We start from the raw sequence: 23,741 nt of genomic DNA, 5'->3' as shown, positions 1-23,741 counted from the left end.
GTTGAACAAAGAAACTTAAATCCTGTGCTTGACTCTTGTGGTTAAAAACAGGACATTTTAAATGGTTTATCGCATAGACATTTTAATTGGTGAATAACAGATTGTGTCGCAATCATGAAAAAGGTGGCGAACTTATCATACTTATGGGGTATGGGTATTTACCTTTTAGGTATAATATTGGAATATTCGGCTAATAGCGGAACCTGTGCTGCATGCAATTCTATGACTGTGTTCAAGAACTTATTATGCTGAAGACGTTTATCGGAATTATGAAGGCGGCTTTTGTGCAATTAGGCGGTATTGGGCCATGGTCTCATGCTACTAAAGCACAGATAGCCATTCGAAGAATTGTCCGTTCAAATAATCGTCACGAGGTGTCAGGAAGAACAGCTCAATTTTAAAAATACACTGTACAAAAAATGGATTTGTAAAAGGAGCGGTTCAACAGGACCAAAAATTGCAAGACAAAACCGCCATTAAAAGATGGTTATTATGGTGCTGTTTAGGGGTTTGAAAATTTATAGCATGGAAGGCTGGGCTTATTGCTTATTCATTATATAAATTACAAATGCGTAAAATCAGCAAAGTCATATCTAATTTTTCCTGTATAAATATGCAATTAGGAAAAAGTTAAAAATTGCCACAAAAATACATTTTCATCTGAATTGAAAATGATTGTGTGAAACTAGAATTCATCTGGAGAATATATGAATTTCGCTCAACTTAAAAAACCTGCAGCTCAATACAGCTTAGCCATTGCCGTTTCAGCAATTATGCTGAGTTCTGCGCATGCAGCCACAGCTGAACAAAAAGAACTTGCGCAATTGCGTGCAGAAGTTGCAGAGCTTAAGAATCTGATTCAAGCACAGCAGCAGGTTCAAGTCCAACAGCAGGCTGATATTCAGCAAGTCAAAGCGCGTCCAGCTCCAGTTGCTGCAGCTCCAGCTTCACCGTTTGCCAGCTTAAAATCTAAAGCAGGCGCAGATGTAAATCTATACGGTTTCGTACGCGGTGATGCAAACTACATCATCGAAGGTGCAGATAGTGACTTCGGCAGCGTGAACTCAACAAATGGCGCAACAAAAGACAAATTGCGCGCAACTGCAAAAACCACACGCATTGGCTTAGATTTCACAGCGCCAGTAGGTGCTGATAATAAAGTGGGCGGTAAAATCGAAGCTGACTTTGCTGATCCAGATAGCGTAAAAGGTGAAGGCTTCCGTATTCGCCATGCTTATTTAACCTATAATAACTGGTTATTCGGTCAAACAACCTCGAACTTCCTGTCTAGCCATGCGCCAGAAATGATTGATTTCAGCACTAACGTAGGCGGCGGTACTCAGCGTTTACCGCAAGTTCGTTATAACTTTAAGCTTGCACCGCAAACCCAATTGTTTGTTGCAGCTGAAGAAGGCGATAGTAAAGCAACTGGTTCAACGGTTAAATACAGTCTTCCTGTATTAACAGCAAAAGTCACTCAAGGCTTTGCAGACGGTAAAGGTGTTGCTTCTGGCCGTGCCTTAGTTGAACAGCATAAAGTTCAAGATGGTAATGATGATAAAACAGGTTGGGGCTTGGCAGCAGGTACAACTTTTGATGTAACTGATCAGTTGAGACTGAATGGCGACGTATCGTATGTTGAAGGCAACAGCAACTATCTTTATGGCGCGAATACTGCTTATGTTGTGAATGCAAATGGCAACATTGAGCAAAATAAATTTACTGCGGTACAAATTGGCGCGACTTACAAGTTTAACGAAAAACTTCGTTCAACTTTAGCCTATGGCGCGCTATTTGCTGATGATGATACTGGCTATGCGAAAACTGTCCGAGATGCTAATGATCTAACAGCAAACAAAGAAGTGCAGCAAGCTTGGTTAAATATCATTTATTCACCAGTTAAGCCAGTTGAGCTGGGCGTTGAATATGTGAATGGTAAGCGTGAAGCATTCACAGGCAAAACATTCAAAGATGACCGTGTTGGCTTAATGGCTAAATACAGTTTCTAATTTAAAAGATAAAATTTTAAATTATTAAAAAACAGGAGCTTGATGCTCCTGTTTTTTGTTTCCAGCAGCATGCTTTGTTCTGCAATTGGGTATTGGCAAATCAGGGATTATTTTCGTCAGAAATAAATATAAAAAAACGATTACAGTTATTGATATGGTTTATTGTAAAAAAAATAAAATATTTAACAAAAAAATAGGCATAATGTCGCACTTTTATTCATATTGAGTCTCCGGCAGCAATTCTGCTGCTTCAGTGTGAAACGGATTTTATATTTTAATCAGCAAGATTTTTTGCCTATGCTGCTGATTCTTTTGACTAACCTTGAATTTTATCAGGGGGCCGGCCAAAGCAGCGGAGGCAGATGAACTTGAACTGAAAAGGCATGTGATGCTGTTTTGATGTGAAGCATGCTTAAAAATAGACAGGCGCCTCAGCTTTTTATCAGAGCTGGAGCGGCTGTAAATGCAATGGCTAGTTTTAATGTATGCCACAACACAGCATGCCTTAAGGATAATGATGATGGAATTTACATTTAACGCATTTTATACCTTGATCGCCGCCGTAATTGTATTGCTGCTTGGGCGTTTTTTGGTCAATAAAATTAGTTTTTTAAAGCGCTACAATATTCCGGAACCTGTCGCTGGCGGTTTGGTTGCAGCTATTGTTTCTTTGATTGTGCACAGTCTATGGGGTTACAGCATTACGACCAGCAGTGAACTGCAAACCAGCTTTATGCTGATTTTCTTTTCATCTATCGGTTTGAGTGCAAATTTTGCTAAGCTGAAAGAAGGCGGCATCGGACTGGTGATCTTCCTGATTGCAGTCGCTTCATTCATTGTTGTGCAGGATTTAGTTGGGATCAGCCTTGCAACAATGTTAGGCATTGACCCTTTAATTGGCTTGATTGCCGGTTCAATCACGCTGACCGGGGGACATGGCACAGCTGGCGCTTGGGGTGAAATTCTAGAAGTGGAGCACGGCATTCAAGGCGCATTGGCGCTGGGCATGGCGAGTGCGACCTTTGGCTTGATTATTGGCGGTATTATTGGCGGCCCTTTAGCGAAGCTGCTGATTAACCGTTATGCGCTTGCTGCGCCGCGCACCAATGAGCAAATTAAAAAAAGCGATGATACACCATTGGCGGATATCAATTCGACAGAATATGTTCCGTTCGAATATCCGCACCGCGTCCGCTTGATTACCGCTGATAATGCCATTACCACGCTGGGCTTATTTGCTGGATGTTTGGCTTTTGCCGACTTTATGACGTCATTCAGCAAGGGCACCATGTTTGAATTGCCGACCTTTGTTTGGGCGCTGGCTGGCGGTGTGATTTTGCGTAATGTGCTGGAAGGCATTTTCCGTGTGCAAATTTTTGACCGCGCGATTGATGTGTTCGGCAATGCTTCGTTGTCACTTTATTTGGCGATGGCGCTGCTGTCTTTAAAATTGTGGCAGCTGGCGGATTTGGCTGGCCCGCTGGTTGTAATTCTCGGCGCGCAGACGTTGACGATGGCGCTGTATGCGGCATTTGTGACTTTCCGCGTTATGGGTAAAAATTATGATGCAGCTGTGCTGGCGGCAGGCCATTGCGGCTTTGGTATGGGCGCAACGCCAACAGCGGTCGCCAATATGCAGGCCATCACCAATATGTATGGCCCCTCACATAAAGCTTTCTTAATCGTGCCTCTATGCGGTGCATTCTTTGTGGATTTGATTAATGCCACGGTGATTCAAGTCATTCTTAAATTCTTTGTATAATGAAAAAAGCCTCTTTTTAGAGGCTTTTTTTATGCCTGCTGAATTAAAGCAAGCCCTTAAAAAAGGCGGAAGAGCACGCTGCAAACTGCAAAAGCCCCCATCAGAATCAGCCAAATAGGCAAAGAGGTGCGGAGCAAAAGCACCAGCGCAATCAGGATGATGGCATCTGCAATTTGTAAAATCGTCTGACTGCCCATCGGAATAAGCATTGCCAGCAATAGGCCCACTGCTGCGGCATTAATGCTTAAAACCGCAGTGCGGATGAATTTGCGCTGCATCAGCCAGTTCCAGCAGGGCAGCGCGGCAAACATCAGAAAAAAAGATGGCAAGAAAATAGCAGCTACAGCCATCATTGCATTCAATGCAGGCCATGGCGTGAGAGGAAGCAATGCACCTAAGTAGCTGGCAAAACTGAATAATGGGCCAGGCATGAGCTGTGCCAACGCATAGCCGGCATGAAAGGCTTCTGCTGAAATTTTCTGAGTGGCGACAAAGTCCTCATACATCAGCGGCAGAACCACATGTCCGCCGCCAAAGACCAAAGAGGCGCTTTGATAAAAATCATAAATGCTGCGCCAAACCGAGTGTTCGGTTTGATGCAAAAAGAGGAAAAGCGCGAAAGGTAAAAAGAACAGCAGCAGCCAGAAACTGGCGCGCAGCTTCTGCATTCGGTTCATTGCCGATGCGCTGTCCGCTGCCGGCTTTGCAACTGCGGTGTTGGATTGATGTTTTGCATAAATGAGTCCAGCGGTGCCCGCGGCCAAAATAGCGCAGATTTGACTGCTGCTGGACGGCAGTAACAGGATAAGCGCCGTAGCAGAGAGCATGATCATTTTGTGCCAAAATGAGCCGCAGAAGCTTTTAAACATTTGCCAAAAGGCGTGAATGACCACGGCAAATACCAGCAATTGAATAATATGAAAGCTCTGTGTGCTGATCAGCTTGAAATAATGCTGTCCAGCGATGGCGGCTGCGCCCATCAGCAGTGCTGACGGCAGTGTAAAGCCCAGCCAGGCTGCAGCTGCGCCGGCATAGCCTTTTTTTAAATAGCCGATGCCAATGCCCGCCTGACTGCTGGTCGGCCCAGGCAACAGCTGCGCCAAGGCCATAATCTGCGCATATTCAGTATCGCTGAGCCACTGCTTGTTTTTGACAAAGCATTGATGGAAAAAGACTAAATGCGCAGCAGGGCCGCCAAACGATGTACAGCCCAGCTTGAGGAACACCCAAAAAATGCGCAGTACAGAAATAGATTGCATGGGCTGTAATTTTTTGAAAGAAAAAAGAAACCGCAAAAGAAATTTACGGCGTAAAATCCGCTTAATAAGGGTTTAAGATTATAATTTAATGATATGACAGTTTAATGCAAAATTTTGAACGACCTTCATGTTTAACGAATTATAACAATGAGGGGGATTCGATCTCTTTAGACTATCTTTCACAAAGAAAATGCACAATGAACGTTGGAATCTCTGTGGTGAAAAAGACATTATCTTTTGCTATTTTGACTTGCGCGCTGTTTGCCGGCGGCCCAGCTGCAGCATCAAAGCCTGCCGATCAAGCAGCGCCTGCAGTTCAGCACAGCACGGCTGCGGCTTTAAACAAAGTTGAAGCTTATGCAGGTAAAGACCGGATTGATTTTAAAAAGCTGAAACAGCAGGAGCGGCGGCCAGTCGTGGCCTTAGTTTTAGGCAGCGGCGGCGCGCGCGGCTATGCGCATATTGGCGTCATTCAAGTTTTGGAAGCCAATGGCATTAAGCCGGATTTTATTGTCGGAACGAGTGCTGGCAGCATTGTCGGCAGCTTGTATGCGTCAGGCCTGAAAGCGGATGAACTGCGCGAAGTTGCGCTGAGCATGAAGGCAAATGATGTGCGTGAAATCCGTTTGGATAAAAAAGGCGTGCTGGACGGCAAAAAAGTCGAGGATTATGTCAATAAGCAAGTGAATGATACGCCGCTGGAATTGCTGAAAACCCCTATGTATGTGGTTGCCACAGAACTGCAGCAGGGCCGGAAAATGGTGTTTAATGCAGGAAATACAGGACAGGCGGTTCGCGCATCGGTATCCATTCCGAGCATGTTTATTCCCGCGGTGATTAATCATCAGGAATATGTGGATGGCGGCTTGGTCAGTCCGGTTCCCGTGGATGTCGCGCGTGATTTAGGCGCGGATATTATTATTGCTGTAGATATTTTGGCGCAGCCGATGCATACCGAAACCAGCAATGTCTGGGGGCTGTTTAACCAAAATATCAATATTATGCAGTACTATTTGGCTAAAGAAGAATTAAAGCGCGCAGATATTGTGATTCAGCCGGATATTCGCGAAAAAGCGCATATTTTTGATGTGAGTGGCCGCGAAGCCACAATGCAGGCCGGAGTCACCGCAGCTGAATCAAAATTGCATGATATTGTGAAGGTTTTTGCTGATCATAAGCATCCGATTAAGCTTGAAGCTGAGCAGTACAGCGTGCAGCAGTAACATTTAAACCATCTTTATTTTTGTTTCAGCAAACCGTTTGGGGCCGTGTTTAGGTGCGGCGCTAAACGGTTTGGCGTTTAAAGGTATATCAAAAATTATCAAGATAAGGGCTTCTGCATCAATGAGCAGCCTGTTTCTCTGATTGTATTTAAACATTTTCGATATGGATGATTCGGCTATGGAAATGGTCGGGCGCTGCGTTAGCCTTTATCGCGGTATTACGCCTGCTGAACGGTGGAAATGTATGTCCTGAATGGGTGTATATCTATAACTTAATGATATTTAATATAAATTCAAATAAGCTTTGAAAGCTTTTATCTGATACTAAATTTCTATTTAGCTTTTTATCTCATGTATTTAAGTTTACCTTTGCGTATAAAATCGCTAAAATTTCATCAGCTTTTTATAGCTGAAATCAATTAATTGAAGCATGAGTAATGACGATAATGCGTACATTGAAAATTGGCCAACAAGTCACTTTGGCTGCGATGGGCCAACAGGTATTTGTGGTGACAGCGGTCAATATCGATGGCTCCTTTACCGTTGAGACGAAGCTGGCAGATCAGCAAAAACTCAGCTATGACAATGTTGCATTTGAAATGCTGAAAATACTTCCGCCAAAAATTTAAATTCACTAAGCTGTACCAGTGAATTTCAATATTAAGTTAATGGTGAAAAGTGATGATAAATCGCGCAGACAGCATGCTGTTTTATTTTTAATCTGCTCTTTTGGCAAAATTCAAATTATCTGCAATTTACATTAAAATCATGAAATGATTTAAATTTGTTTAATATTCAGTCTGTTAATAAGATTGCTATATATCTTTTTGAATGATGTTTAAATCACTATAAATAATGGTGATGATTTTTTTGCCGATTCAAACATGTTATTTCTGCTAAAAACGATATAATAATCACACTCATCAAAGTCCATCCATAAAGTCTAGAGAAAAACGATGCCCCCATTAGATCAAATTGCTCCGATATTAGAAGATCAATCTGAGTTAACTATGTCTGTGTTAATGACTCCAGATATGGCGAATTTTTCAGGCAATGTACATGGCGGAACAATTTTGAAGCTGCTGGATCAGGTGGCTTATGCATGCGCAAGCCGTTATTCAGGCAGTTATGTGGTGACCTTGTCTGTCGATAAAGTGAATTTTAAAGAACCGATCCACGTCGGTGAGCTGGTGACTTTTCTGGCCAGCGTTAATCATGTAGGCCGCACGTCGATGGAAATTGGCATCCGTGTTGAAGCGCAAAACATTCAAAAGCGTACGGTGCGCCACACCAACAGCTGCTATTTTACTATGGTTGCTGTCGATGAAAACGGCAAGCCGAAGCAGATTCCAGAATTGAACTTGAATAATGACTGGAAGCGCTGCCGCTTTGAAGCTGCTGAACAGCGTAAAATTGCGCGCCTGCAGGAAAATCATCATCCATCATGCAGTATTTATAAAAAATCTTCGCATAGCTGATTGACGCCATGCATAGCAAGAAACCGCCTTTGGGCGGTTTTTTATTGTAGGCTAATCTACGAAAGATCACGGCTGTTGATGCGTGAGGCGGCCTTAAATGTTTAAAGATTTCTTCTGCAATTAAACATTCTGCATGCGAGAACATCATTGAATTTTATGTGATAGCAATTTTCGGCGTACAGCCGAATATGAAATATGAGTTGCTTAGACATGTCCGTGCAAATGCCTTCAATTGCGCCATCATGCGCTATTTTATAAATGCCTTCTTAGTACTTAAAGCTGTTAAATCCTATATTTTTACGGCATTTTTTTAATCATTATAATGACGCTGATTAAACAAGATATTTAAAACACTCAGCTTTTAATTCCGAGCATTCCACTAAAGTTTTATGCTGCATGGCCAAAAATGGATAGAGAACAGTATTCATTCGGTGTAATATAAAACGATACGTATCGTTTTATATTTTCCTGTGGATTGAGCATGAGTGCAGCGAACAGCGTTCCGGATTTGTCTGGAACAAACGACATTGAAAAGAGCTCCCGGCGCAGGCAATGCATTTTGCGTGCAGTCAATGACGCTTTGGCGGTATGCGACTACAGCAAGCTGACCGTTGAGGATATTGCAGCCCGCGCAGGCGTCGGCAAGTCCACAATTTACCGCTGGTGGAAGCACAAATCTGATTTGGTGTTTGAAGCGTTTAAAGAAAATACCGCTTCAGTCTTTGATTTGGATTATGAGCAATCGCTGGCGTTTAATTTGAATCAGCAGCTGCTGAAACTGTCGAAAGCGCTGAATCATCATGTAGGGCGGGCTTTGCTGGTGGTGATGGCGGAACACCGTGAGGCGGCGGGTGAATTTTTTAAGCTGTATCTGCTGCCGCGCCGTGAGCAGACCCGCAAGCTGATCAATCACGCCATTGAACGGGGTGAAATTCGGGCAGATTATCCTTTTGAATTGATGCTGGATATGCTGTACGGGCCGATTCACTATCAAATTATATTTTTCAATCGGGTGCCGGATGAGCGCTATATCCAGCAGCTGGTGCAATTGGCGCTGCAGCCGGTTTTAATTGCAGCGCAGCAGGACAGCCGTACGTGAATCAACAATCTGAACATCTGAACGCTGCTGAAAAGGCCCAGCCGCTGTGGAACCGCGCTTTTTTATTGTGCTTATGCAATAACCTGTTTTTATTCATTTACTATTTTGCCATGCTTAGCGTGCTGCCGATTTATATCCTGCAGGATCTGGGCGGTACGGTCAAAGAAGCGGGTCTGGCGCTGACGCTGTTTTTGCTGTCATCCATTGCGATCCGGCCATTTTCAGGCTTAATCGTGGAGCGTTTAGGCAAAAAACGTTCACTGCGCGGCGCTGGCCTGCTGTTTGTCCTGTTTGCTTTCAGCTATCTGCTGATTGATAGCCTATGGTCGCTGCTGATTGTGCGTTTTCTGCATGGTTTTTGGTTCAGCATATTGACCACGGTAAATGTGCCAGTGGTGAATGATTTTATTCCTGAACGGCGTAAAGGCGAGGGCATGGGCTATTTTGTCATGTCAACCAATTTAGGCATGGTGTTCGGGCCGCTGATTGCGCTTACGGTTATTCAATTTACCAGCTTTAATACGCTGTTTGCGCTGCTCAGTATTGTGACCTGTATTGGTTACGTCTTTTGCCTGACACTGAATGTCAAGGAATATCCGCAATCTGCAACTGCAGACGATGCGCCGAAACGCAGCATTGGCTGGCAAGATATTATTGAGGTAAACGTCCTGCCGATCAGCATGATTGCGCTGCTGGTGGCTTTTGCTTATTCCAGCATTACCAGCTTTATTACCGCCTTTGCCGACAGTCAGCATTTGCTCAGCGCCGCCAGCCTGTTTTTTATTGTGTTTGCGGTGTCGATGATTGCAGTACGCCCTTGGGTGGGAAAATGGTATGACCGTAAAGGGCCAAGCTCAGTGATTTATCCATCCTTTATTTCCTTCGCCATTGGCTTGGTGATTGTCAGCTTTATGGATAATCAATGGGTGCTGTGGCTGTCTGCGGTGTTTATCGGCATGGGCTATGGTTCGCTGTTTCCCTGCATGCAGACCATGGCCATTCAGACGGTTTCACGGCAACGCCTCGGGCATGCGATTTCGACCTTTTTTGCTTTATTTGATATTGGCTTAGCTTTGGGTTCTGTGGTGATGGGCCTGCTGATTGCATTTTTTGATTATCAGTTTACGTATTTAAGCTGTGCCGTTTTGGTGATCATAACATTATTTCTTTACAGGGCTTGCGTGGCATTGAAGAAGCCTGTGCAGACGTCCGTCCAATAGAGGTGCCGTGTGGAATTGCGTCATTTGCGTTATTTTGTAGCCGTTGCTGAAGAGCTGAATTTTACGAAGGCAGCACAGCGTATGTGCACTGTACAGCCGTCTTTGAGCCAGCAAATCAAAGATTTGGAGCAGGAAGTCGGCGTACAGCTGCTGCAGCGCTCAAACCGTAAAGTCGAGCTGACGGAAGAAGGCAAGGCCTTTTTGAAAGAAGCGCGCCTGAGTTTGGAGCATGCTGAAAAAGCGGTGCTGGATGCGCGACAAGTGGCGCACTTGACCAAAGAGCAGCTGAATATCGGTTTTGTGCCAGTTGCGGAAATGAAAGTATTTCCTTACATCATGCCCAATATCCGCGCGCAGTTTCCTGAGCTGAAAATCCATTTCCATAGCTTGACGGACGCCGATCAGCTCAAAGCGCTGTATAAAGGTGAAATTGATATTGCCTTTACCCGCTATGCGGAAGAGGCTGACGATATCGAATCCATTCAAGTTTTTACTGAACCTTTGGCGCTGATTATACCGAAGGACTGCTCGGAAGCGGCGCAGCGTCATATCAGCATTAAGAGCTTTAATCAGCAGGAATTTATTGTCAGCGATGAGCACTCTTCGCCAGAGCTGTACCGTATTATTCAAAACTTTTTCAAGCAATCCAAGCTGGATGTAAACGTGGTGCAGCATTCAACCAACATCTTGCTGAATGTCAATTTGGTCGGCATGGGGGTGGGCTGGAGCTTGGTGCCATCTTATGTGATTCCGCTGCTGGGCGATAAAATTGTGGTGAAAAGCACCATTGAGCCGCTGCCGATGATTGGGCTGTATGCCAGCTACCGTAAAAGCAAGAAAAATGAAGCGATTGAGCTGATTTTAAAGGTATTGAAAGAACAGTTTTATATGGGTTTCTTTTAATCCTTAGACTGAAGATAAAGTAGAAATGAAGACGATCGGCATGATGCTGCTTTCAATGGTTTAATTTAAGGTTTAGCGCTCAATCATTGATTGCATGCAATTGTTTGCTGAATCCAGCATCAGGCCTGGAGCGGGAAAATTGCTGCGGCAATTCAATGGATGGCTCAACCCTTATTTTTTTCAAGTTAATGGCTTAGCCTGGATTCAGGTTGAATTGTATTGAGTTTAAATAAAATAATGATTTATTTGGATTTATATAGCCCTGTTGTATATTTTTAAGATGCAGCGGCATAAAAATAATATTGTAAATAAAATATAAAGCTCTGTTTTATTTTGTTTCGCTGATTATGCTGAGTGCAGTATATTTTTTTATTAATCTAAAAATGTTTGTGAAATTTACCTTAATATTAGGTGTTTATTTTTTCTTTTCGATTAAATTAATGCTGATTGAGTCACGGTATTTTTTATTGATTTTAAACCAACGCTAAATAAATCTTATTCTAAGTCACCGAGATTAAAAACAATTTTAACGCATTAATACCGTTTAGCGGTAAATTTTGTTTGAGGTAAGTTTTGATGTATTATTTGGGCGCAATTTTTAATTGATTCTTTAATTGAAATCATATAGAAAAATGCACATATCAGGCCGGTAAAACGTATTAATTGAAACAGGGTTTAATTAATAGGCTTACTCTATGATTTATTAAAGAATGAATCAATTTTAGCAACATAGATGACTAGAAGAATACCTTATGGGGTCATTGTATAATAACTTCCCAACTCATATTTTCCGCGCATATGACATCCGCGGAAAAGTCTCCGTGCTGAATGCGGGAATGGTGCAGGCAATTGCGCACGGTTTGGCCGAGCAGTATCTTCGTGCCGGCCAAACCCAGCTGGCGATTGGCTATGATGCGCGTTTAACCAGCCCAGCCTATGCGCAAATTATTCAAAATATATGCCGGCAGCATCATATAGAAGCCGTAATGATCGGCTGCTGTTCCAGCCCCATGCTGTATTACATTGCCAAGCAATTTGGCGGAAACGGCATTATGGTGACGGCCAGCCATAATCCAAAAACAGACAACGGCATTAAATGGATGATTCAAGGGGAGCCGCCATGCCCTGAAATGATTCATCAGGTGGGGCAGGATTCCAAAAAGCACTTTGTGCCCAAAGCTGCGCTCAGTACAGCTGTGCTGGAACACCAGGTTTTTCCTGAATTTTGCCTGCAGTATCAGCAGTCACTGCTTGATGATATTCAGCTGAAGCAACCGCTGAAAGTGGTGCTGGATGGTTTAAATGGTTCTGCAGGACGCTGTGCAGCACTGGTTCTAAAAAAACTCGGCTGTGATGTGACTGCCATCCGCTGCGAAGCGGACGGCAATTTCCCGGATCATGCGCCGGACCCATCACAGGAAATTCATCTGCAGAAAATCCGTCATGCGGTTTTGGCGCAGAAAGCGGATATCGGCATCGCTTTGGATGGTGACGGCGACCGTTTGGTGCTGATTGATGAATTGGGCGGAATTATTTCCGCTGACCGCTTGCTGTGCCTGTTTGCAGATATGTGCTTGGCTGAGCATCCAAACAGTGAAATCATCTATGATGTGAAATGTTCAACCATGGTGCGCGACACTGTTTTGAGGGGCGGCGGCCAGCCGGTCATGATCCGCACCGGCAGTTCATTTTTACGCAAATACTTGGCGCAGTCCAAAGGCAAAGCGGTGTTTGGCGGCGAATACGCTGGACATTATGTGTTTAATGACGGGCGCGGCGGCGGCTACGATGATGGCCTGTATGCGGCCTTGCGGGTGATTGAATATCTGCAGAATAAAGGCCTCAGCCTGTCGCAGGCGCTGGCGCCGTATCCTGAACGCAACGGCACAGAAGACATTTATATCAGCACCTATCATGCCATTCCGCAAACTGTTTTAAATGCGGTTGAGCATCAATCTCAGTTTATTGATGCCGAAATCAGTAAAATTGACGGCATACGACTTGATTTTGATGATGGATTTGGCATCATTCGAGCATCGAATACAGGCGAGTATTTCACGGTACGCTTTGATGCGGATAATCCTGCACGCTTAGATGAAATACGCACACTGTTCAGTTCCATGTTGTTAGAGCAATATCCGCATATTGCTCAAGACATCTTAGATGCTCAATAAGGAGAGGCGAATGCCGCATCAGCATACTGGCATCGACAAAGCGCAAATTTTGACAGAAGCTTTGCCGTATATTCAAAGATTTTCGGGCAAGACGCTGGTTGTTAAATATGGCGGCAATGCCATGACCGATCCTGAGCTGGAAAGTTCTTTTGCCCGCGACATCGTTTTATTGAAAACGGTTGGCCTGAACCCGATTGTGGTGCATGGCGGCGGTCCGCAAGTGGATTCTTTCTTAAAGCAGCTGGGCCGTGAATCTGACCGTATTGACGGCATGCGCGTGACAGACCCTGCAACCATGGAAGTGGTGGAAATGGTTCTGGGCGGCAGCGTGAATAAATCGATCGTCAATCTGATTAATCAGCATGGCGGCCGCGCGATTGGCTTGACCGGTAAAGACGGCAACCTGCTGCGCGCGCAAAAGCTGCTGATGCAGAAGACTGCTGAAGACGGTACGGTTCAAGAAATTGACTTGGGCTTGGTCGGCGAAGTGGTTGGTGTGAAAACTGACGTACTTGAAATGTTCACGCAAAGCGATTTTATTCCGGTCATTGCGCCTTTGGGTGTGGATGAGGAAGGCAATACCTACAACATCAATGCAGATTTGGTGGCGGGTAAGGTGGCGGAAGCGCTGGGCGCAGAAAAATTGATTCTGCTGACCAATATCAGCGGTGTATTGGACGAAAACAAAAACTTGCTGACTGGGCTCAGCACGCAGGAAGTGGACCGCCTGATTGAAACAGGCGTGATCTACGGCGGCATGATTCCGAAAGTCGGCTGTGCGCTCGATGCGGTCAAAGGCGGCGTGGTCAGCGCGCATATTGTGGATGGCCGTGTGCCGCATGCCACCTTGCTGGAAATCTTCACCGACCACGGTGTCGGCACGCTGATTACCAACCGCAGCAATCCGAAAAAAGCATAACTGTTTAGGCGGAGGGCTAGCTGGAGCTGAAGCTCCATGTACATGCAGAATCAAGCCGTCTGTGTGATTAACAGTTAGCGAGCTTAACGCGATCCATGCCGGTCAATTTTCATATTGGCCGGCATTTTTATTCGGGAGCGATGGATTGCGCGTCATGAAAATGTCATCGGCTTTGCCTAGTGTAGAAAAAAACACCAAGGCCTGTTGTGATGTTGGATAAATTAAAAAGTCAGTACCGCCAGAGTTTCCATTTCCCTTTTCAGAAAAAAACTGCAAAAAACGATACTTATAGATTTGAATGGATTGACGATTTGCAGAGCCTGCAGGAAGCGCAGCGTTTTCGGGCAGCGCAGTTTTCCGCGCAATTCGGCATCCGCTTCGCCGCGGGCTTGGATCAGGACCTGTATGATTTTGGCTGCTGGCATGCGGTGCTGCGTGATCAGTGGAGCAATGAAATCATTGCTTATACACGTTTAAAGCTGTTTCAAGGCCATGAGCTGGATCAAAGCTACAGCCAGCAAGAGTTTAAAATTGCCGCGGCGCTGGGGCCATTGTCCAATATTGTAGAAATCGGCCGGACTTGCGTGCATCCGCGCTGCCGTTCGGGCAAAGCGCTGTCAGCGCTATGGCTGAATTTAATGCCGAAAGTGCTGTGGGAGATGCGCGCCCAGCACATTATTGGCTGTGTCAGCATCCGCATGCAGGGCAATGAAGCGCGGGCTTACTATACCCATCAGCGCATGCAGGCGCTGGCCAGCGCCTCACGCTGCAGCATTGAGCCTCAGCAGGCTTTTGAGCCGCCGTATCCGCAGTACAGTCTGGCGCAGGATGAGCGGATTCCCAAACTGTTTGATGTGTATTTAAAGATGGGCGCGCAGCTGTCTGCACAGGCTTATCATGATGAAGCCTTTAACTGCCTGGATTATTTTGTCTATTTAGATGCGGCGCGGCTGGCGAAGGAATTTATGCTGCAAAAGAAAATGAGTGCACCGCCGCTGCTAAATCATCAAAACTCATAAAGAACGAGCGTTTTCCTGTTTGAAATGGCATAAGGACTCATGCAGAATAGAATGGTGGTTGATCAGACAGAAGATGACGAGTTATGTGCCAGCTGTTAGGGATGAATTGTGCAACACCAACGGATATTACTTTCTCATTCCGCGGTTTTTCGCAGCGCGCTGGAATTACTTCAGATCATTGCGACGGTTTTGGCATTGCCTTCTTTGAAGATAAAGCCTGCCGTTTGTTTGCCGACAATCAATCGGCTGTCGAATCGCCGATTGCGGAGCTGATCCGCAATTATCCCATCAAGTCACGCAACGTGATTGCGCACATCCGCAAAGCCACGCAAGGCAAAATCAATTTGGAAAATGCCCATCCGTTTAGCCGGGAACTGTGGGGAAGGCAGTGGATTTTTGCGCATAATGGCGATCTGCATGACTTTCATCCTGAATTGGCTGGGCGCTTTACCCCAGTCGGCAATACCGACAGCGAGCGCGCATTTTGCTATTTGCTGGAGCAGCTGGTGAAGCGCTTTGGCTATACGGAGCCATCGCTGGATCAAATCTTTGATGTGCTCCTGGAGATTTCCCCGCAAATTGCTGAGCATGGAACTTTTAATTTCTGCCTATCCAATGGCCAGGCGCTGTTTGCCTATGCGATTACCAAGCTGCATTGGCTGGTGCGCGAATATCCTTTTCAGCCGGCTCAGCTGATCGATTTGGATGTTGAAGTGGATTTCAGTGAAGTGACTACGCCGGAAGACCGTGTGGCAGTGATCACCACGGAACCGCTGACTCAAAATGAAGTTTGGACCGCATTTGAACCGGGAGAGCTGATTCTGTTCCAGCATGGCCGGCCAGTCCGCCATGGTAAAACCAATATTGCCCGTTTAGAACGGGAACGGCTGGATCCATCATTGAAACGCGTGAGCAAAGCCGATCAGCATTGAGGCATTTTTGCTCCCAGGCCTGCAGAATTGTAAAACTGTTTCAAAACTTAACGGTTTTGAGTTCGAATATTCAGTATGATTAAACTATAAACCATTGAATTGGTTAAAAAATATCTTAGCTTTATAGTCGGGTATTTTTATTAAAACATTATAAAACAATAGCTTGCTAAAAAAACACCTTAAATTGCTTAAACCCGAGTAATTCACTTCATTTTTATTTTTTAATTTTATCTATATTATTATTTTTATTGTGATTTATCATTGAAAATGTGACGTAGGTGGTCGTAATGAAAATGAAATGGGTTCCAGAATACAATACTGGCATCGATGTGATTGACGATCAGCATAGACGGATTTTGGATTATATCAACGAGATCGATGGGATTGATGCAGACGCTGAGCGTGACCGTGTAAAGCAAATTCTGGAAAATATTATTGATTATACTCAGTCGCATTTTACCTTTGAAGAATCACTGCAGGAAGAAGCGGGTTATAAATACCGCGTGCCGCATAAGCGTGTGCATGATCTGTTCATTAAAAAAATTGAATCCTACCGTGACCGTTTTGAAATGGGGCATTCGATTGAGTCAGAGCTGCACGAAGTGCTTTCGAAATGGCTGATTAACCATATTCAGCACGATGATGCAGACTACGTCGGCGCAGTGAAAGAAAATATGATGGGCATTATCAAAGAGAAAGAAAAGAAAAAAGGCAAGAACTGGTTCGCGCGTTTCTTCTCATAAAATTATAATAATCGACGGTCAATAATTAAAATTAACTCTAAATATAACTTGGCGCAGCAAATCATCGAAAGGTGGTTTGCTTTTTGTTTTTGTTTTTGATTTTCAGCTTTGAGCAGGGCAAAATAGCGCTAGATTTTATAAAGGAATGCATCATGCAGGATAATGCTTTGTCAAAATGGCTACCGCCGCTGATGGCATTTTGTTTGTCGTTTATTGTGATCGCTGCTTTGGCGCCGATGACCGGCATTCAAATTGACCGTCAGCTGGATTTTTGGCTGCTGTGGCTGACTACAATGCTCATTTTGGCATTGCCGGTTTGCTATTTGGAGATTGCTTTAGCAAAACGCTCAAAAACCACTGCATTGCAGGCGTTGTCTAATTTAACCCGTGATGCGGATGCATCGCAAAAATGGCGTTTAGCCGGCTGGCTTGGCGCTGTTTTCATTCCCTTCCTTGCGGGCGGCATTCTGTCAAATTCTGCGCAGATTTTGAATCTTTCCGCATTGTCCGGCATAGCGCCGAATATCCTATTTGCGGTTTTGGCTATCGCAGCTTTTGCGGTGTCATTCATTCCGCGCCAATGGACTGTTTTGCTGACTACGGTGGGCGTGCTGGCGTCATTAATTGCCGCCAATGCGCTGGGCACATCGCTTCCTGCATGGCATATCACGTCATTGGATTTCAGCGAGTGGGGCAGTGCGACGGTGCTGGCTCTAGTGGCGAGCGGTCTAGGTTTGGGCCTGTATTGGCAAAGCAGCCTGCCTGCGGTGCAGACACAGGATTCAGCCTCTAAAGCCGCCTTGCCGATCTGGTTTGCACAGCTGCTGGCGGTTGCCGCTTTTGGCTTTTTTGCGGTTTCATCAGCAATTCCAGCCTACGTATTTGCGTTTGCCGCGGTAATGGGCGCAGGCCTGATTTTGAATATGGCGCGTGAGCAGCTGCAGCAGCGCCAATTGGCTGCGGCGGTGCAATGGGGGATTTTGCTGGCGGCGGTATTTGCTTGGGCGATTCCACAAATCTCGGCTATTTTCAATATTGCGCTGATGCTGTGGGGCTTAGTGATTTGCCTGATTTATGCCTTATTCGCCGGCTGGATTATGAAAATCAGCCACTTGCGCAAGTCGATGAATTTCAGCAATGAGGCGTTTTACAATATCTGGCGCATTGCAGTGCGCATTGTGCTGCCTGTCGGCATTATCGCAGCTATCATTGCCGTGATTGGAAAGCTGTTCTAATGGCAGTGCAGGCCCAGGTTTGGGTGGCATTTGCCGCAGAGGATCAGCAATTTCATCTGGCTGTTCCTTTTCAAGCGGGCATGACCGCTTTAGATGCGATTGAGCAAAGCGGCATCGCGCAGCAGGCTGAGCTGCCACAGCCGCTTCAATTGGGAATTTTTGGGGTGAAATTGAAAGATCACCAGCAGCCCTTGTCTGCCGGCGACCGCGTTGAAATTTACCGCGCGCTGACCATTAATCCGAAAGATACCCGGCGCAAACGGGCGATTAACCATCCTGTTGGGCGCTTTATTAAAGGGAATCGCTTTAAACAATTGAAGCCATAAGAAAAACCCCTCAAGGAGGGGTTTCTTTTTATCTTAAACTGTCTATAGTGGAGGCGCGTTTAGAATCGCTTCTTTAGACCCCGGCAAGCCAGGCTGTGATACAGGAATGGTTTCCAAACCTTCGACACGTTCGACAATGCCTTGCTGATTAAAGAAGACTTTTAAATGCTGACCTTGTGCTGCAGGGATCTTGGCTTTTTTTGCATAAGTTCCTGGGGTATAGTTGTAGATGTAGTCCCAGCGCAGCGGATTCATTGGATCGGTAATGGTTGGGCTGCCAAGCAAAAAGCGAACCTGCTGGAAGTTCATGCCAGGCTGGATTTTAGTTGCTTGCGCTTGTGTAAGAGGCGTTCCTTGAGGAATATCAACTTTATAAACGCCCAAGGTTGAACAGCCTACGAGCAATGAAGTGACGAATAACGTCAGCATGAGTTTTTGCATTTTGCTACACTATCCCAAATTAATTATGATGCATTTGATCCACGGATAGATCATACTGCATCTAAACTTTGTTGCATATTCCAACTTTAAATTTGTTGAGAGACCTTTTTTCATGGCTATATCAAACCAAGATTTACGCAAAGCTGGACTTAAAGTTACGCTTCCGCGAATTAAGATATTGGAATTACTTGAAAATTCAAAACAACATCACTTAAGTGCGGAAGATATTTATAAGACTTTACTGGAACAGGGCGAAGATGTTGGTTTAGCAACTGTTTACCGTGTGTTAACACAGTTTGAAGCTGCCGGTATTATTCAGCGCCATCATTTTGAAAACAATCATTCTGTTTTTGAGATTATGCAGGAAGATCATCACGACCATATCGTCTGCCAAAACTGCAATAAAGTGGTTGAATTTACCAATGACGTGATTGAGCACGAACAGCACGAAGTGGCTAAAAAATTCGGCTTCCATCTGACTGGCCACTCACTGAACCTCTATGGCTACTGTGATGCGGCGGAGTGTCAGGAAGCTTACCGTAAAAAATAATCTGCTTTGCAGATATGCGGTCAATAAAAAACCGGCTTCATTTGAAGCCGGTTTTTTATGCGCTGAACGTGGATGTCTGCTCAGGCCAGACAATACCGCTCAGGCGGCAGGATTAAGACTGGCCATCAAAAGTGATGTTGGCGCTGGCATGCAGCAGGCGCTCTCCGCCTTCTTCGGCCAACTTGATTTGCAGACGCAAGTCGTTTGGAGAATCGGCGTGTTTCAGCGCATCTTTATAGGAAATCTGCTTGGCTTTGTACAAGTCAAACAAGGCTTGGTCAAAGGTCTGCATGCCCAATTCACGCGAGCGCTTCATCAAGTCTTTAATTTCATGCACTTCACCTTTGCGGATTAAGTCTGAAATCAGCGGCGAGTTGATTAAGATTTCAATCGCTGCGCGGCGGGAATTGCCGTCAATGGTTGGAATCAGCTGCTGCGCGACCATGGCTTTCAAGTTTAAGGACAGATCCATAAACAATTGGCCGTGACGGTCTGCTTCAAAGAAGTGAATAATCCGGTCAATCGCCTGGTTGGCGTTGTTGGCATGCAGCGTTGCAAAAACCAAGTGGCCGGTTTCAGCAAAGGCGATTGCATAGTCCATGGTTTCGCGTGAACGGATCTCGCCGATCAGGATCACATCCGGCGCCTGACGCAGGGTGTTTTTCAGCGCAACTTCAAAAGAATCGGTATCAATGCCGACTTCACGCTGGGTGATGATGCAGCCTTGATGCTCGTGAATAAATTCGATCGGATCTTCAATGGTAATGATATGGCCGTGTGAATTTTGATTTCGATAGCCGATAATAGACGCCAGCGAGGTCGATTTACCGGTACCGGTTGCGCCGACAAAGATAATGATGCCGCGCTTGGTCATGGCTAATTCTTTTAAAATTGGCGGCAGTTTCAAATCATCCATGCTCGGAATGACCGTTTCAATACGGCGCAGAACCATTCCCGGCTGATCCCGCTGCTGAAATGCGCTGACACGGAAACGCGCTGATTTGCTGCTGATTGCAAAGTTGCATTCACGTGTATCCGCGAATTCTTTGCGCTGCTTTTCAGACATAATCGAATGCAGCAGCTGGCCGACGGTGGCGCCGGGCAGCTTGGTTGAACCAATCGGCATAATCGTGCCGTTAATTTTAATTGATGGTTCTACATCCGCTGTAATAAATAAGTCAGACGCTTTTTTCTCAACCATATAGTCGAGTAAGCCGTTAAAATCCATAAATAATCCCCCAATAACAGCTTAATTACTTATAAGAATGATTCAGGCTGCTTCGCTGCAGTACGTGCAGTTTGCGGGCTGATAATGCCTTTGGAAACCAATGTTTTTAAGCTTTGATCCAGTGTGGTCATGCCGTAGTTGGCGCCGGTTTGAATGGCGGAATACATTTGCGCCACTTTGTTTTCACGGATCAAGTTGCGGATGGCCGGAATGCCGATCATGATTTCATGCGCAGCAACACGGCCGCCGCCATTTTTCTTCAGCAGCGTTTGCGAAATAACCGCTTGCAGAGATTCTGAAAGCATGGCGCGGACCATGTCTTTTTCTTCGGCAGGGAAGACGTCAATCACACGGTCAATGGTTTTGGCTGCAGAAGTGGTATGCAGGGTGCCGAAAACCAAATGGCCGGTTTCAGCCGCGGTCAGCGCCAAACGGATGGTTTCAAGGTCACGCATCTCACCGACGAGGATAATATCCGGGTCTTCACGCAGCGCTGAACGCAGCGCTTCATTAAAGCCATGGGTATCGCGGTGCACTTCTCGCTGGTTAATCAGGCATTTTTTAGACTGATGCACAAATTCGATCGGGTCTTCGACCGTCAAAATGTGGTCATAGCGGTTGTCATTGATGTAGTCCATCATGGCCGCCAACGTGGTGGATTTCCCCGAACCTGTCGGGCCCGTCACCAACACGATGCCGCGTGGATATTCGCAGATTTCCTTGAAAATCTGCCCCATGCCTAAATCTTCCATCGAAAGCACTTTGGATGGAATAGTCCGGAATACTGCGCCCGCGCCGCGGTTTTGGTTGAATGCGTTCACACGGAAACGCGCTACGCCCGGCACTTCAAAGGAAAAGTCCGTTTCCAGCTTTTCTTCAAAATCACGGCGCTGCTTATCATTCATGATGTCATACACCAGCTTGTGCACTTCTTTGTGCTCCAAAGCAGGCAAATTGATGCGGCGAACTTCACCATCTACACGAATTAAAGGCGGCATGCCGGCAGACAAGTGCAAATCCGACGCGCCATTTTTCGCAGAAAACGCTAATAATTCTGTAATATCCATAATATCCCCGAGAACGTCTAAATCTTAATTATTTTGATAGAATAATAAGGCTTTCCCCCAGCTTAACCAACTGTTAGTTAAAGGGCAAAGGAAAAAAAGATGAATGAAATGAGAACCCCGTCAATGAATACACTTCGAGAAGCAAGAGAACAGGTATTGCGCCAAATTCAGCAGGCATGCGCGCAGGCTGGGCGCGCTGCAGAAAGCGTGCAGCTGCTGGCGGTTTCAAAGACGCATCCGAGTGAAATGCTGCGGGAAATGCATGCTGCGGGCCAGCGCGCATTTGGTGAAAATTATTTGCAGGAATCTTCGGATAAAATTGCCGCGCTGCAGGATTTAGACATTGAATGGCATTTTATTGGCCATGTGCAGCGCAATAAAACCAAGCATTTGGCTGAAAAGTTCGCCTGGGTGCATGGGGTCGACCGCCTGATTATTGCGGAGCGCCTGTCCAGCCAGCGTGAATCGTCGCAAGCGCCGCTGAATATTTGCCTGCAGGTCAATATTGATGGCCAGGATTCTAAAGATGGCTGCCAGCCGAGTGAAGCTGCGGAACTGGCCGCTCAAATCAGCCGGCTGCCGAACGTGAAATTGCGCGGCTTGATGGTAATTCCAGCGCCGAATAACCTGCAAGCTTTCAGCGATGCGCGTCAGCTTTTTGATCAGATCAGAAGCCGGCATGCGCATCCGGAGGATTGGGATACCTTAAGCATGGGCATGTCTGGCGATATGGCCGAAGCCATCGCTGCGGGTTCAACCATGGTGCGAGTCGGCACAGCGCTGTTTGGCGCGCGGGATTATTCAGCGCAAGCTTAATCCATCCGCTTGGCACGCTGCGAAAAGAACCTTGCCGAACATTGGGCTATGCCGCGGTGATTTGGTCTGAGGCAGAGCATCTGCAAATCACTGCGGCCTTTGACCGCCGCTTTTTAACACAGATCCAAGCCATTCAGCCCAACTTTTAATAAAAAGACTGGCTAAAGAATAAAAAGACCGGCAGTTGAGAATGATGCGGCCAGCGGCCAATGGACTGGGAAAATTCCACAGTCAATCCATCCCATCATTCCAATATGAAAAGGCAGCAAGCACATTAGATGGGCAATCTCAATGAATTGAACCTTTGGGTTCTATTTTTCGCTTTAAAATTGAACTTTCCACTAAAGTTGAGTACAAAACAAGCAGGATGCTGCGATAGTGTTGATCGCAAAATAAAGCATGTAAATACATAAAATTGAACAGACAGGAAAGTTCATGACGGCATATTATCAGCTGATCCAGCGTGAAACCGACGCGCAGGGCACAGTCACGGCACATTATCAATCAACGCCATTGGCGCAAGGTGCATGGAATGAACATGAACAGCATATGGCGCCGGCAACGGGCATTATTTGCGCAGAACTGGATCAGTTCCATCCGCGCGACAGCATGCGTATTGGCCGCATCAGCCTGGATATTTTAGGACTGATTCCAGCGGGCGAATTCAAAATTGTCACCAAAGTGATCCGTCCGGGCAAAACGATTGAATTGATTGAGTCTGAAATGAGCGCGCAGGGCAAGACCTGCATCGCGGCGCGGACGTGGCGCATGATGACGCAGAACAGCCAGCAGATGCTGGGACTGGAAGATCAAGCTGTAGATGGCCCGGATGCTGCGCCGGTTTGGGAGGGCATCCGCAAATGGCCGGGCGGTTTTATTCAATCCATTGAAGCCCGAAGCCTAGGGCGGCGTGCAGGCAAGGGCATTGTCTGGCTGCGCACGCAGCATGAAATGATTGAAGGCCAGCCGAGTTCTGATTTTGTGCGCTTAATGGGGCTGGTAGATACGGCAAACGGCATTGTGCCGCGGCAGGATTGGCCTTTTCAATGGGGTTTCCCAAATCTGGATTTGCAGATTCATCTGCACCGGATGCCTTCAGGACAATGGCTGGGCCTGGAAACCGCGCAGCAGTATGGTGAAGACGGCATTGGCTTAACCAGCTCTGTGCTGCACGATCTTCATGGCCCTTTTGGGCGCAGTGAGCAAATTCTGACGCTGCGGAAATTGGCAGATTAACCGGTTGTACACGGCGGCTGATGCCGGTCATTTGCTGCTGAAAGCAGTGATTTGCAATGTGATGATGCCTGGATAAGTTCTTCAATTCATCACTGAAATGCA

The 23,741-nt window shown here is 45.9% G+C and carries 22 protein-coding genes; 18 read left to right on the top strand and 4 right to left on the bottom strand.

Annotation, left to right across the window (positions count from 1 at the left end; genetic code table 11):
• Positions 1-707: 707 nt before the first annotated feature.
• Positions 708-2,009, top strand: coding sequence for a DcaP family trimeric outer membrane transporter (locus ACE3T3_RS13515; protein WP_374667772.1), 1,302 nt, complete (start codon positions 708-710; stop codon positions 2,007-2,009).
• A gap of 520 nt (positions 2,010-2,529) precedes the next feature.
• Positions 2,530-3,771, top strand: a complete 1,242-nt coding sequence (gene gltS / locus ACE3T3_RS13510; RefSeq protein ID WP_374667776.1) for a sodium/glutamate symporter — start codon at positions 2,530-2,532, stop codon at positions 3,769-3,771.
• Positions 3,772-3,827: 56 nt separating this feature from the next.
• Here the strand turns inward: gltS and chrA are convergent, their stop codons facing one another.
• Positions 3,828-5,030 carry a chromate efflux transporter gene (chrA, locus tag ACE3T3_RS13505; RefSeq protein ID WP_374667770.1) on the bottom strand — a complete coding sequence of 401 codons (1,203 nt, stop codon included), beginning with the start codon at positions 5,028-5,030 and terminating at the stop codon, positions 3,828-3,830.
• 197 nt (positions 5,031-5,227) lie between these two features.
• On the opposite strand from chrA, the gene ACE3T3_RS13500 reads away from it, so the two are divergent.
• The 13 genes from ACE3T3_RS13500 (at position 5,228) to ACE3T3_RS13440 (ending at position 18,301) form a co-directional block, all read left to right on the top strand.
• Positions 5,228-6,253 (top strand): patatin-like phospholipase family protein, encoded by a 1,026-nt coding sequence (locus ACE3T3_RS13500; RefSeq protein WP_374667768.1) that lies wholly within the window; start codon positions 5,228-5,230, stop codon positions 6,251-6,253.
• Between the two features lie 446 nt (positions 6,254-6,699).
• Complete coding sequence (locus ACE3T3_RS13495; RefSeq protein WP_374667766.1) at positions 6,700-6,882, top strand: hypothetical protein; 183 nt, start codon at positions 6,700-6,702, stop codon at positions 6,880-6,882.
• Between the two features lie 327 nt (positions 6,883-7,209).
• Complete coding sequence (locus tag ACE3T3_RS13490; protein WP_374667764.1) at positions 7,210-7,731, top strand: acyl-CoA thioesterase; 522 nt, start codon at positions 7,210-7,212, stop codon at positions 7,729-7,731.
• 481 nt (positions 7,732-8,212) lie between these two features.
• A complete protein-coding gene (locus ACE3T3_RS13485; protein ID WP_374667762.1) occupies positions 8,213-8,830 on the top strand; it encodes a TetR/AcrR family transcriptional regulator in 618 nt (205 codons plus the stop codon).
• Positions 8,827-10,050 (top strand): MFS transporter, encoded by a 1,224-nt coding sequence (locus tag ACE3T3_RS13480; protein WP_374667760.1) that lies wholly within the window; start codon positions 8,827-8,829, stop codon positions 10,048-10,050. The genes ACE3T3_RS13485 and ACE3T3_RS13480 overlap by 4 nt, the downstream gene beginning before the upstream one ends.
• Positions 10,051-10,059: 9 nt before the next feature.
• Positions 10,060-10,953, top strand: a complete 894-nt coding sequence (locus tag ACE3T3_RS13475) for a LysR substrate-binding domain-containing protein (protein ID WP_374667758.1) — start codon at positions 10,060-10,062, stop codon at positions 10,951-10,953.
• Positions 10,954-11,705: 752 nt separating this feature from the next.
• Entirely contained in the window at positions 11,706-13,127 is a 1,422-nt protein-coding gene (locus ACE3T3_RS13470; RefSeq protein WP_374667756.1) for a phosphomannomutase/phosphoglucomutase, read from the top strand.
• 10 nt (positions 13,128-13,137) lie between these two features.
• Positions 13,138-14,046, top strand: a complete 909-nt coding sequence (gene argB / locus ACE3T3_RS13465; protein WP_374667754.1) for an acetylglutamate kinase — start codon at positions 13,138-13,140, stop codon at positions 14,044-14,046.
• Between the two features lie 209 nt (positions 14,047-14,255).
• Positions 14,256-15,065, top strand: a complete 810-nt coding sequence (locus ACE3T3_RS13460) for a GNAT family N-acetyltransferase (protein WP_374667752.1) — start codon at positions 14,256-14,258, stop codon at positions 15,063-15,065.
• An 83-nt stretch (positions 15,066-15,148) separates the two neighbouring features.
• Complete coding sequence (locus ACE3T3_RS13455) at positions 15,149-15,997, top strand: class II glutamine amidotransferase (RefSeq protein WP_374667750.1); 849 nt, start codon at positions 15,149-15,151, stop codon at positions 15,995-15,997.
• Positions 15,998-16,284: 287 nt separating this feature from the next.
• Complete coding sequence (locus tag ACE3T3_RS13450; RefSeq protein WP_374667748.1) at positions 16,285-16,740, top strand: bacteriohemerythrin; 456 nt, start codon at positions 16,285-16,287, stop codon at positions 16,738-16,740.
• A gap of 152 nt (positions 16,741-16,892) precedes the next feature.
• On the top strand, positions 16,893-17,975 hold the full coding sequence (locus ACE3T3_RS13445) for a hypothetical protein (RefSeq protein WP_374667746.1): 1,083 nt from the start codon (positions 16,893-16,895) through the stop codon (positions 17,973-17,975).
• Entirely contained in the window at positions 17,975-18,301 is a 327-nt protein-coding gene (locus tag ACE3T3_RS13440) for an RnfH family protein (RefSeq protein ID WP_374667744.1), read from the top strand. The genes ACE3T3_RS13445 and ACE3T3_RS13440 overlap by 1 nt, the downstream gene beginning before the upstream one ends.
• A 42-nt stretch (positions 18,302-18,343) precedes the next feature.
• Here ACE3T3_RS13440 and ACE3T3_RS13435 read toward each other — a convergent pair whose 3' ends face one another.
• Positions 18,344-18,742 carry an outer membrane protein assembly factor BamE gene (locus ACE3T3_RS13435; protein ID WP_374667742.1) on the bottom strand — a complete coding sequence of 133 codons (399 nt, stop codon included), beginning with the start codon at positions 18,740-18,742 and terminating at the stop codon, positions 18,344-18,346.
• A 112-nt stretch (positions 18,743-18,854) separates the two neighbouring features.
• Here ACE3T3_RS13435 and fur point away from each other — a divergent pair, with 112 nt between their 5' ends.
• Entirely contained in the window at positions 18,855-19,292 is a 438-nt protein-coding gene (gene fur, locus ACE3T3_RS13430; protein ID WP_374667740.1) for a ferric iron uptake transcriptional regulator, read from the top strand.
• A gap of 112 nt (positions 19,293-19,404) precedes the next feature.
• Here fur and ACE3T3_RS13425 read toward each other — a convergent pair whose 3' ends face one another.
• On the bottom strand, positions 19,405-20,520 hold the full coding sequence (locus tag ACE3T3_RS13425) for a PilT/PilU family type 4a pilus ATPase (protein WP_374667738.1): 1,116 nt from the start codon (positions 20,518-20,520) through the stop codon (positions 19,405-19,407).
• Positions 20,521-20,549: 29 nt separating this feature from the next.
• On the bottom strand, positions 20,550-21,587 hold the full coding sequence (locus ACE3T3_RS13420) for a type IV pilus twitching motility protein PilT (RefSeq protein ID WP_120403120.1): 1,038 nt from the start codon (positions 21,585-21,587) through the stop codon (positions 20,550-20,552).
• Positions 21,588-21,710: 123 nt separating this feature from the next.
• Between ACE3T3_RS13420 and ACE3T3_RS13415 the strand changes: the two genes are divergently transcribed.
• Together ACE3T3_RS13415 and ACE3T3_RS13410 are read left to right on the top strand one after the other, a co-directional pair.
• The gene (locus ACE3T3_RS13415) at positions 21,711-22,403 is read left to right on the top strand and encodes a YggS family pyridoxal phosphate-dependent enzyme (protein ID WP_374667774.1); all 693 of its coding nucleotides are present in this window, start codon (positions 21,711-21,713) and stop codon (positions 22,401-22,403) included.
• 435 nt (positions 22,404-22,838) lie between these two features.
• The gene (locus tag ACE3T3_RS13410; RefSeq protein ID WP_374667736.1) at positions 22,839-23,639 is read left to right on the top strand and encodes a thioesterase family protein; all 801 of its coding nucleotides are present in this window, start codon (positions 22,839-22,841) and stop codon (positions 23,637-23,639) included.
• The last annotated feature ends 102 nt before the right edge of the window (positions 23,640-23,741 follow it).

The organism is Acinetobacter sp. (assembly GCF_041919735.1).
Taxonomy (GTDB): domain Bacteria; phylum Pseudomonadota; class Gammaproteobacteria; order Pseudomonadales; family Moraxellaceae; genus Acinetobacter.
The sequence above is the reverse complement of the archived record's forward strand: the minus strand, read 5'-3'. Positions and strand labels throughout refer to the sequence as shown.

Bases quoted from the DNA above. Each gene is read 5' to 3' on its own strand.
- ACE3T3_RS13515 (WP_374667772.1), top strand. From the start codon at position 708: ATGAATTTCGCTCAACTTAAAAAACCTGCAGCTCAATACAGCTTAGCC.
- gltS (WP_374667776.1), top strand. From the start codon at position 2,530: ATGGAATTTACATTTAACGCATTTTATACCTTGATCGCCGCCGTAATT.
- chrA (WP_374667770.1), bottom strand. From the start codon at position 5,030: ATGCAATCTATTTCTGTACTGCGCATTTTTTGGGTGTTCCTCAAGCTG.
- ACE3T3_RS13500 (WP_374667768.1), top strand. From the start codon at position 5,228: ATGAACGTTGGAATCTCTGTGGTGAAAAAGACATTATCTTTTGCTATT.
- ACE3T3_RS13495 (WP_374667766.1), top strand. From the start codon at position 6,700: ATGCGTACATTGAAAATTGGCCAACAAGTCACTTTGGCTGCGATGGGC.
- ACE3T3_RS13490 (WP_374667764.1), top strand. From the start codon at position 7,210: ATGCCCCCATTAGATCAAATTGCTCCGATATTAGAAGATCAATCTGAG.
- ACE3T3_RS13485 (WP_374667762.1), top strand. From the start codon at position 8,213: ATGAGTGCAGCGAACAGCGTTCCGGATTTGTCTGGAACAAACGACATT.
- ACE3T3_RS13470 (WP_374667756.1), top strand. From the start codon at position 11,706: ATGGGGTCATTGTATAATAACTTCCCAACTCATATTTTCCGCGCATAT.
- argB (WP_374667754.1), top strand. From the start codon at position 13,138: ATGCCGCATCAGCATACTGGCATCGACAAAGCGCAAATTTTGACAGAA.
- ACE3T3_RS13460 (WP_374667752.1), top strand. From the start codon at position 14,256: ATGTTGGATAAATTAAAAAGTCAGTACCGCCAGAGTTTCCATTTCCCT.
- ACE3T3_RS13455 (WP_374667750.1), top strand. From the start codon at position 15,149: ATGTGCCAGCTGTTAGGGATGAATTGTGCAACACCAACGGATATTACT.
- ACE3T3_RS13450 (WP_374667748.1), top strand. From the start codon at position 16,285: ATGAAAATGAAATGGGTTCCAGAATACAATACTGGCATCGATGTGATT.
- ACE3T3_RS13445 (WP_374667746.1), top strand. From the start codon at position 16,893: ATGCAGGATAATGCTTTGTCAAAATGGCTACCGCCGCTGATGGCATTT.
- ACE3T3_RS13440 (WP_374667744.1), top strand. From the start codon at position 17,975: ATGGCAGTGCAGGCCCAGGTTTGGGTGGCATTTGCCGCAGAGGATCAG.
- ACE3T3_RS13435 (WP_374667742.1), bottom strand. From the start codon at position 18,742: ATGCAAAAACTCATGCTGACGTTATTCGTCACTTCATTGCTCGTAGGC.
- fur (WP_374667740.1), top strand. From the start codon at position 18,855: ATGGCTATATCAAACCAAGATTTACGCAAAGCTGGACTTAAAGTTACG.
- ACE3T3_RS13425 (WP_374667738.1), bottom strand. From the start codon at position 20,520: ATGGATTTTAACGGCTTACTCGACTATATGGTTGAGAAAAAAGCGTCT.
- ACE3T3_RS13420 (WP_120403120.1), bottom strand. From the start codon at position 21,587: ATGGATATTACAGAATTATTAGCGTTTTCTGCGAAAAATGGCGCGTCG.
- ACE3T3_RS13415 (WP_374667774.1), top strand. From the start codon at position 21,711: ATGAATACACTTCGAGAAGCAAGAGAACAGGTATTGCGCCAAATTCAG.
- ACE3T3_RS13410 (WP_374667736.1), top strand. From the start codon at position 22,839: ATGACGGCATATTATCAGCTGATCCAGCGTGAAACCGACGCGCAGGGC.